Annotated in this window: 8 protein-coding genes and 1 pseudogene; 7 read left to right on the top strand and 2 right to left on the bottom strand. The window is 71.6% G+C overall.

All coding sequences use genetic code 11. The annotated features are described in order from the left end of the window. On the bottom strand, positions 1 to 782 hold a 782-nt coding region (locus tag C1J01_RS42885), incomplete at its 3' end, for a 3' terminal RNA ribose 2'-O-methyltransferase Hen1 (protein ID WP_220040395.1). 42 nt (positions 783 to 824) lie between these two features. Next, positions 825 to 1730 (bottom strand): LLM class F420-dependent oxidoreductase, encoded by a 906-nt coding sequence (locus C1J01_RS42880; protein WP_111184774.1) that lies wholly within the window; start codon positions 1728 to 1730, stop codon positions 825 to 827. Between the two features lie 120 nt (positions 1731 to 1850). Between C1J01_RS42880 and C1J01_RS42870 the strand changes: the two genes are divergently transcribed. The 7 genes and pseudogenes from C1J01_RS42870 to C1J01_RS42840 form a co-directional block, all read left to right on the top strand. Continuing rightward, positions 1851 to 2849: a glycoside hydrolase family 18 protein gene (locus tag C1J01_RS42870; RefSeq protein ID WP_181449274.1), complete on the top strand. Its 999-nt coding sequence runs from the start codon at positions 1851 to 1853 to the stop codon at positions 2847 to 2849. A gap of 51 nt (positions 2850 to 2900) precedes the next feature. After that, entirely contained in the window at positions 2901 to 4019 is a 1119-nt protein-coding gene (locus C1J01_RS42865; protein ID WP_111184771.1) for a sensor histidine kinase, read from the top strand. Next, the gene (locus tag C1J01_RS42860; protein WP_111184770.1) at positions 4016 to 5107 is read left to right on the top strand and encodes a sensor histidine kinase; all 1092 of its coding nucleotides are present in this window, start codon (positions 4016 to 4018) and stop codon (positions 5105 to 5107) included. The genes C1J01_RS42865 and C1J01_RS42860 overlap by 4 nt, the downstream gene beginning before the upstream one ends. Continuing rightward, the gene (locus tag C1J01_RS42855; protein WP_111184769.1) at positions 5104 to 5703 is read left to right on the top strand and encodes a response regulator transcription factor; all 600 of its coding nucleotides are present in this window, start codon (positions 5104 to 5106) and stop codon (positions 5701 to 5703) included. Before C1J01_RS42860 ends, C1J01_RS42855 begins: the two co-directional genes overlap by 4 nt. A gap of 333 nt (positions 5704 to 6036) precedes the next feature. Then, complete coding sequence (locus C1J01_RS42850) at positions 6037 to 7791, top strand: ABC transporter substrate-binding protein (protein ID WP_111184768.1); 1755 nt, start codon at positions 6037 to 6039, stop codon at positions 7789 to 7791. 66 nt (positions 7792 to 7857) lie between these two features. Beyond that, positions 7858 to 8853, top strand: coding sequence for an ABC transporter permease (locus C1J01_RS42845; protein ID WP_111184767.1), 996 nt, complete (start codon positions 7858 to 7860; stop codon positions 8851 to 8853). Further along, positions 8850 to 9037 (top strand): annotated as a pseudogene (locus C1J01_RS42840) (ABC transporter permease); the annotation flags it as partial. The gene C1J01_RS42845 and the pseudogene C1J01_RS42840, both read left to right, overlap by 4 nt.

Raw genomic sequence — 9037 nt, 5'->3', positions numbered from 1 at the left:
GTGGGGTCCTCGTCGATCGGGGGGTCGAGGCCTTCTTCCAGATCGTCGCCCAGCTCGGCGAGGCGGGCCAGGGCGGTGCGCTCGAGGGCGCGGCGGCGGCCCAGGTAGCGGCGGGTGATCAGGGCGCGGTCGGGGTGGCCGGCGAGCCAGCCCTCGCCGGCCCTGACCAGCTTGTCCACCTCGTCCGGCGCGATCCAGTAGTGCTTGGCGTCGTCGAGCACCGGCAGCAGCACGTACAGGTGGTTGAGCGCGTCGGCCAGGCGGACGGTGCCGCGCAGGGTGAGCCCGACATAACGGGACTCGCCCCACTCGGGGAAGCCCTCGTCGAGCGGCACCGGCCGCGCGTCCACCGCCCACCCGAGCGGCTCGAACAGCCGCCGCGCGAGCTCCGGCCCGCCCCGGCACGGCAGCGCGGGCAGCCGCAGCTCCAGCGGCAGCGGCGTGCCGGGCAGCTCGGGCCGCGCCTTGCAGCGGCCCGCCCGCGCGGTGCGGAACACGTCGGCCAGCGCGACCGCCAGCAGCGAGGACGCCGCGTACGGGCGGTCGTTGACGTACTGCGACAGGCTGAAGTCGGGCGAGCCCTTGCCCCGCGACCTGACCAGCGCCACCGGGTCGACCTCCAGCAGCAGCGCCGCCGTGCAGCGGTCGTCGCCCGCCTCCGGATAGAAGACGGTGGCCGTGCCGAACGACTGGCCGAACTCCTGCACGCGCTCAGGATGCTTGTGCAGGAGGAAGCCCAGGTCTGTCGCGGGCGTGGCCGTCGTGGAGATCATCAGCAGCACGCGGCACAGTCTGCCCCAACGGCGCGAAGCACCGCCAACGGATTACCCGACGTGCGGCAGCACCTCGGCGGCGATCAGCTCCAGGTGCTCGATGTCGTGCAGGTCGAGGATCTGCAGGTAGACCAGCTCGGCGCCGAGCTCGGCGTACGTCCCGATCTGCTCCAGCACCTCGGCCGGGGTGCCGCACAGGCCCTGCGCGGGGTCGTGACCGACGGCGGCCGCGCGCCGCTCGACCTCGGCCCGGTCGGCGCCGACGATCGTGGTGTGCGCGGCGGAGTACTTCAGGCTGCGCCCGGTCTCCTCGCACGCCCGCCGCACCCGGTCGAACGCCTGCCCGGTCTCCTCCGGCGTGTGGAACGGCACGTTGTACTCGTCCGCGTACGTCGCGGCCAGCCGCGGCGTGCGCTTCGCCCCGAACCCGCCGATGATCACCGGCGGCCGGGGCCGCTGGACCGGCTTGGGCAGCGCCGGCGAGTCGGCCAGCCGGTAGTAGCTGCCCTCGAAGGAGTACGACTTCTCCGCCGTCCACAGCCCGGTGATGATCTCCAGCTGCTCCTCGAACCTGCCGAACCGCTCGCCCACCGGCGGGAACGGGATGCCGTACGCCGAGTGCTCGCCGTCGTACCAGCCGGTGCCCAAGCCCAGCTCGACCCGGCCCCCGCTCATCTGGTCCACCTGCGCCACGCTGATGGCCAGCGGCCCGGGCAGCCGGAACGTGGCCGGCGAGACCAGCGTGCCGAGCCGGATCCGGGACGTCTCCCTGGCCAGACCGGCGAGCGTGATCCACGCGTCGGTCGGGCCGGGGCCCGGGTCGCCGGGACCGATCCGCTGGTAGTGGTCGGACCGGAAGAAAGCGTCGAAACCCAGGCGTTCGGTGGCCTGGGCGACGGTGAGCAGGTCGTCATATGTGGCGCCCTGCTGTGGTTCGGTGAAGATCCGCAGCTTCATGACCACATTATCCGCACACATCGGACGCGAACCGGAAAAGCCCCACGCCGAGTCGCCCCGGCTTGCTAACGTTCATCCGCCGGTGCCGTACCGTAGCCGACCGACTACGTGGGGTGGTCCATGTCTCGGCACACCAGGGAGCCCGGCCTGCTCCCGCGTCCGATCGCCGTCCTCGCCGCTCTCGCGCTCGCCGCCGCCACCGCCGTGGCGGTCCGCCTGCTCCCGGCCGACGCCGCCCGCCCGCCCGTGGCGGCGCGCCCGGCCGTCTCGCCGACGATCACCGTCGCGCCGCCGCCCGAAGCGCCGCCGCCGGCCTTCGTGGGCTTCGTGGACACCGCCCTCGACTCCGGCTTCGACCTGCCCGCCGAGGCCCGCCGCAGCGGCGTGCGCCACTACGCGCTGGGCCACCTCGTCGCGGGCGGCGACGGCTGCGCGCCCCGGTGGACCGGACGCGTCGACCTGGGCAGGAACGCGGTCGCCAACCGGGTCGGGCGGCTGCGGGCGCTCGGCGGCGACGCCGTGCCGATCTTCGGCGGCCCCGGCGGCCGGGAGCTGGCCGTGGCCTGCGCGCGCCCGGCCGCGCTCGCCGCCGCCTACCGCCGGGTGGCGGGAGCGTTCGGCGCCGAGGCCGTCGAGTTCGAGGTCCGCGACGGCGCCGACCGGGCCGCCGTGCTGCGCCGGGCCCGCGCCCTGCGCGCGGTGCAGCAGGAACGCCCGCTGCGGGTGGTCCTCACACTGCGGCTGGGCCCCGGCGGGCTGGAGCCCTCCGACGTCACGATGTTGCGGCTCACCCGCCGCGAGGGCGCCGAGGTCGCCACCGTCAACCTGCTGGCAACCGTCGAGCCGCGGGCCGCGGGCGACGGGCGGCTGCGCAGGATGGCCGCGGCCGTGCGCGCGGCCCGCGACCAGATCGCGCGGGCCCACGGCCTGGCCACGCCGGAGGAGGCGTGGCCGCGCATCGCGCTCACGCCGGTGCTGGCCGACGCGGGCGACCTGAGCCGGGCGGACGCCCGCACGCTGGCCGCCTACGCCGACCGCCACGGCCTGGCGTGGTTGTCGCTCCGCGGCGTCAACCCCATTCCCGACGTTTCACGGATTCTTTGGAGCACTTCTCCCTGAAGATAGGATTCCGCCCAGGCGGCGAGGTTCTGATCTGCGGGGGAGGGCGTGATGGCGACACGTCCCGAGACGGCACGGAAGCTCCTTCTGTTCTGGATGGACAGCATGGTGGCGATGTTCGCCGTGTTGTTCCTCGTCCTCACCGTCCTCTACTGGCTGCAAGGCGCGATCTCCCTGCCGCACTTCGTCGCAGCCGTCGCCTGCCAGCTCGGCTTCTACGCGCTCTTCCCCTTCCTGATGCGCGAGACCTACGACCGCACCCGGCGCCCGTCGCCGAAGCTGCTGATCGCCGGGGCCTGCGCCGCGGGCGCGCTGGCGCTGCTGCCGCCCCAGCAGCTGGCCGCCGCGCCCACCTGGATGGAGGTGGGCGTGTTGTGGTTGTCGGCCGCCTCTCTCTACCTGTCGCTGCGCGCCACGGTGGTGCTCGGCGTCGTGGTTGTCGGCCTGGTCACCTGGTGGGCCTCGTTCGTCACCGGCCGCCACTGGGTCGGCGTGCTGGTAGGCGAGACCATGAGCGCGGTCGCGCTGGTGGCCGCCATGCTGGTCTGGCGCTGGCTCTGGCGGTCGATCAGGGACGCCCACGACGGCAAGGAGGCCAAGGCCAGCCTCGCCGTGGCCGAGGAACGGCTGCGCTTCGCCCGCGACCTGCACGACCTGCTCGGCCACAGCCTCTCGGTGATCAGCCTGAAGAGCGAGCTGGCCGCCAAGTTGTCGACGAAGGACGCGGCGCGGGCCGAGGCCGAGATGGCCGACGTGCGCCACCTGGCCGCCGAGGCGCTGACCGAGGTGCAGCTCGCCGTCGACGGCTACCGCTCGCTCGACCTGGAGGAGGAGCTCGCCGGCGTACGCGCCGCGCTGGAGGCCGCGGGCACCCGGTGCGTCGTGGACGTGCGCGCGGACGGCCTGTCGCCCGCCGCCAGGACGCTGCTGGCGTGGGCGGTCCGCGAGGGCGCCACGAACGTGCTCAAGCACAGCGCCGCCACCCGCTGCGCGATCACCATCGACCGAGGGGTGCTGGAGATGCGCAACGACGGCGTCCTGGACGGCTCCGCCGGCCCGGGCAGCGGTCTGCGCGGCCTGTCGGAGCGGCTCGTCACGGCCGGCGGGTCGTTCTCCGCCGAGCCGACGCCGACGGGTGAGTTCCTGCTGCGCGCGGCGGTGCCCGCGTGATCCGGCGCGCGACGAAGCTCGACAAGGTCCGCTGGCTGGTCGTCTACACCATGGACTTCGTGGTCCTGGTCTCCGTCTTCGGCTACTACGACCTGTACGTGCGCGTGCAGATCGGGATGTCGTGGCAGCTGGCCGCCGGCGCGGCCGTGCTCCTGCTGGCCGTCCAGGTGCTCACGATGCGGTCGTTCCGGGTGGCCCTGCGGGAGGGCTCGAGGCCCACTGCCGTCCTCGTGGTGAGCGGCGTGCTCACCGCGCTGCTGTCGATCTTCCCGATCATGTGGGCACACCCGCCGTGGTTGTCGGCCCTGGCGCCGTTCGTCCGCCGGCGCACGATCATCGTGCTGTCGGTCGCGTCGATCGCGGTGCTCAACCTGTACGTGACCCTGGCGCAGGGTTTCGAGCCGCAGTTCTTCGTGATGCAGAGCGTGCTGACCGCGGTCAGCGTCGGCGGCGTGCTGGCCAACCTCTGGCTCTGGCGGGCCGCCAAGGAGGCCCACGAGGGGCAGGACGCCCTGGCCCGGCTGGCGGTCTCGGAGGAGCGGCTGCGTTTCGCCCGCGACCTGAACGACCTGCTCGGCCAGAGCCTCGTCGACGTCGCGGCCCGTACGGCGGACGCCGAGCGGGCCCTGCGCACCGACCCGGAGGCCGCCGCGGCCGAGATGTTCGAGGTGCGCGACCTGGCCAGGACGTCGCTGCGCGAGGTCCGCGCGACCGTGCAGAGCTACCGGGCGCTCGACCTGGACGAGGTGCTCGCCAGCGTGCGGGCGGTGCTGGAGGCGGCCGACGTGCGCTGCACCGTGCGCGCCGAGACCGGCACGCTGACGCCGGAGACCCGTACGCTGCTGGCCACCGTCGTCCGCGAGGGCGTCACCAACGTGCTCAAGCACAGCAAGGCCGAACGCTGCACGATCACGATCAAGGATGGAGTGCTGGAGATGTCCAACGACGGGGTGAGCGGGCCCGTGGGCGAGCACGCGCAGATCGGCCTGGCCGGCCTGGCCGAGCGGGTGCGGGCGGCCGGCGGCACTCTGGAGGCGCGGCCGGTTCCCGAGGGCCGCTACGTGCTGCGGGCGGCGGTGCCGGCATGACCACCCGCGTGCTGCTGGCCGACGACGAGCACCTCATCCGCGGCGCCATCGCCGCGCTGCTCGACCTGGAGGACGGCATCGAGGTCGTGGCCCAGGTGGGCCGGGGCGACGAGGTCGTGGCGGCCGTCGCCGAGCACCGACCCGACGTGGCCGTGCTCGACATCGAGATGCCCGGCATGGACGGCCTGAGCGCCGCCGAGCAGATCAGCGCCCAGTGCAAGATCGTCATCCTGACGAGCCTGGGCCGCCCCGGCTACCTGCGCCGGGCCATGGCGGCGGGTGTCAGCGGCTTCCTCGGCAAGGACGCCTCGGCGGAGGAGCTGGCGAGGGCCATCCGCAAGGTCCAGGGCGGGGGCCGCTACCTGGACGCGGAGCTGGCCGCGGCCGCCATGGCGGCGGGCGACAGCCCGCTGACCGAGCGCGAGCGCGACGCGCTGCGCCTGGCGGGCGACGGCGCGACGATCGCCCGCATCGCCGGTGAGCTGCACCTGACCGAGGGCACCGTGCGCAACTACCTGTCGAGCGCGATGACCAAGCTGGGCGCCCAGAACCGCCTGGAGGCCATCCGCACGGCCCAGCGGATGGGCTGGATCTGAGGCCGGTCTGACGCCGCTGCCAGGAGGCGCAAGCGGCGAGCGGCCGCGTTGAACCGGTCAGCCGCTCGCCGCTGAGAGCGTTTGCACGGTCACGTCTCGAAAGCGTCACGGCTCTTGACTGCACGGTCACGTGGAATTTACGTTCGCGGTACTTATCCGGTTCAGCAGGCCCTTCGGGCCATGAGTCCCATGTGAAGACTGATCGCTCACCGGTATCCGGGCAAGGGCGTCTTGCGCGTCCTGTTTGGGAGCGCTCCCAACGGAGGCCGGTCCATCGGGGTGTCTCGACAGACTGCGAACCTTCGCGCCGCGCGCGGAGGAAGGAGAGTAGCGATGCGTATCCGGGCTCGGTTGATGATCCCGCTCGTGGCGGCGAGCCTGCTCGCCTCCGCCTGCACCAGCGGCGGATCCACGCCGTCGCCGGCGGCCTCGCAACCTCAGGGCGGCCAGGGCGCGGTGGCCGACCCCGGCCAGTTGCCGCGCAACGAGACCCTCTACACCACCGGCACCCAGTGGGGGCCGCCGGTCAACTTCAACCCGATCAGGGAATGGGACTCGGCCGTCGGCACCAAGGGCCTGGTGTACGAGACGCTGTTCCACTACGACACCGTCAACGCCCAGCTCAAGCCCTGGCTGGCCGCCGGCGGCTCGTGGACGGACGACACCACGTACGAGATCAAGCTCCGCCCCGGCATCACGTGGTCCGACGGGCAGCCGTTCACCGCCGAGGACGTCAAGTTCTCCTACGAGCTCGGCAAGATGGAGACGATCCCGTACCACGACCTGTGGAACTGGCTGGAGAGCATCGAGGCGGTCGACGACCAGACGGTGCGCTTCTCCTTCTCCCAGGCGAACTACCAGCAGTGGGACTTCAACCTCTACAGCCGCTCGATCGTCCCGCAGCACGTCTGGAAGGACCGCTCCGAGAAGGAGGTCCTGGACGGCGTCAACGAGAACCCGGTCGGCACCGGCGCGTACAAGATCCTGCGCAAGGGTCAGGACCGCGTGGTGCTGCAGCGGCGCGACGACTGGTGGGGCAAGACGGTGCTGAACATGGAGCCCAAGCCGCGCTACATCGTCGACATCGCCACCCCGAGCAACGAGGTCGCGATGGGCATGCTGCTGCAGCGCCAGCTCGACCTCAGCAACAACTTCCTGCCCGGCGTGGCCAACCTGGTGCAGGGCAACTTCGGGCTGACGACGTACTACAACGAGCCGCCCTACATGTTGTCGGCCAACACCGCCTGGCTGGTGCCCAACACCACGAGGAAGCCGATGGACGACGCGGCCTTCCGCAAGGCGCTGGCGCACTCGATCAACGTCAAGCAGATCGTCGAGAGCGTGTACGGCAACCTGGTGCGCGCCGCCAGCCCCACCGGGCTGCTGCCGCAGTGGGAGAAGTTCGTCGACCAGGACGTGGTCTCCTCGGCGGGCTTCACGTTCGACACCGCCAAGGCCAAGCAGCTGCTGGCCGACGCCGGCTACCGCGACCGCGACGGCGACGGGCTCGTGGAGAACAAGGACGGCTCCAAGATCGACCTGACCCTCATCGTGCCGTCCGGCTGGACCGACTGGATGGAGTCGGCCCGCTCCATCTCCGCCAGCGCCAAGGACGCCGGCATCTCGATCACGCCGGAGTTCCCCGACTTCAACGCGCTGGTCGAGCAGCGTACCGAGGGGGACTTCGACCTGCTCATCAACAACGAGCGGCAGCTGTCGAACTCGCCGTACACCTACTACGAGTACATGTTCCAGATGCCGGTCCTGGAGCAGCAGAACACCGTCAACTTCGCCCGCTACGAGAACGAGCGGGCCTGGGACCTCGTCCGCGACCTCGACCAGGTGAAGACCGACGACGTCGCGGGCATGCAGGAGATCATCTCCCAGCTCCAGCGGATCCATCTCGACGACCTGCCGGTCATCCCGCTCTGGTACAACGGCCTGTGGGCCCAGCACAGCACCAGCGTGTGGAAGAACTGGCCCTCCTCGCAGGGCAGCGCCCCCAAGACCGGCGCCGTGATGTGGCGTAACTGGTTCGAGCTCGGTGGCTTCGAGACGCTCACGCAGCTCCAGCCCGCCGGCTCCTGACCGGGACGACCCCTCCCCTCCGCCCCGCGGAGCCCCGGGGCGGAGGGCCTTCACGGAGAGACACACGTGCGCCGTTATTTCCGCAGGAAACTGCTCGTCTACGGGCTGACGTTCTTCGTCGCCGTCACCGTCAACTGGATGATCCCGCGCTTCATGCCGGGCGACCCCGTGGCCAGCATGGTCGCGCGGGCCAACGTGGCCCAGCCGCAGGCCGTGGCCGCCATGCGGGCCTACTACAACGACCTGTTCGGCTTCGACGAGCCGTTGGTGCAGCAGTACCTCAACTTCTGGGGCGCGCTGCTGCGCGGCGACTTCGGGCTGAGCATCTGGCTGTTCCCGACGCCCGTCGGCACGGTGATCGCCGACGCCGTGCCGTACACGCTGGCCCTGGTGGTGCCGTCGGTGCTGCTCAGCTGGGTGGTGGGCAACTGGTTCGGCGCGTACGCCGCCCGCCGCCGGGCGCTCGACAACACCGTCCTGCCGGTCGGCTACATCCTGACCGCCACCCCGTACATGTGGCTGGCCGTGCTGCTGGCCTGGGGGCTCGGCGTGGTCGCGGGCGTGTTCCCGGTGGCCGGCGGCTACAGCTTCTCCCTGCAGCCCACCTGGTCGTGGGCGTTCCTGCTGGACCTGCTGCACCACTGGGCGCTGCCGTTCCTGTCGCTGTTCCTGGTGGCGCTCGGGGGCTGGGCGATCGGCATGCGCAACATGATCATCTACGAGCTGGAGTCGGACTACGCGAACTACCTGTCCGCGCTCGGCGCCCCCTCCCGGCTGATCCGCAGGTACGCCTTCCGCAACGCCGTCCTGCCGCAGATCACCGGCCTGGCGCTGCAACTCGGCACGATCGTCGCCGGCGCGCTGGTGACGGAGATCGTCTTCGCCTACCCGGGGCTCGGCAGCCTCATCCTCGCGGCGATCCAGAACAGCGACTTCTTCCTGTTGCAGGGCACGTTCCTGTTCATCGTGCTCGGCGTGCTGATCGCGAACTTCATCATCGACGTCGTCTACGTCGTGGTCGACCCCAGGACGCGGGCGGGAATGGCGGGTGCTCAGGCATGACGGCACTGCAGGAAGCCGCCCCTCAGGAGCGGGAGGGCGTACGGCGCGAGGCGCTGTACTTCGCGGTGCGCAACGGAAAGCTGCTGACCGGGTTCGGCGTCGTCGCCGTGCTGCTCGTGCTCGGCCTGGCCGGGCCGCTGCTCACGGACGTGCCCCCCAACCAGTACGGCCCCCGCCCCATGAG

Source organism: Nonomuraea aridisoli, assembly GCF_003236395.1.
GTDB lineage: Bacteria > Actinomycetota > Actinomycetes > Streptosporangiales > Streptosporangiaceae > Nonomuraea > Nonomuraea aridisoli.
The sequence above is the reverse complement of the archived record's forward strand: the minus strand, read 5'-3'. Positions and strand labels throughout refer to the sequence as shown.

Coding starts and splice junctions, on each gene's coding strand:
- C1J01_RS42880 (WP_111184774.1), bottom strand. CDS start 1,730: ATGAAGCTGCGGATCTTCACCGAACCACAGCAGGGCGCCACATATGAC.
- C1J01_RS42870 (WP_181449274.1), top strand. CDS start 1,851: ATGTCTCGGCACACCAGGGAGCCCGGCCTGCTCCCGCGTCCGATCGCC.
- C1J01_RS42865 (WP_111184771.1), top strand. CDS start 2,901: ATGGCGACACGTCCCGAGACGGCACGGAAGCTCCTTCTGTTCTGGATG.
- C1J01_RS42855 (WP_111184769.1), top strand. CDS start 5,104: ATGACCACCCGCGTGCTGCTGGCCGACGACGAGCACCTCATCCGCGGC.
- C1J01_RS42850 (WP_111184768.1), top strand. CDS start 6,037: ATGCGTATCCGGGCTCGGTTGATGATCCCGCTCGTGGCGGCGAGCCTG.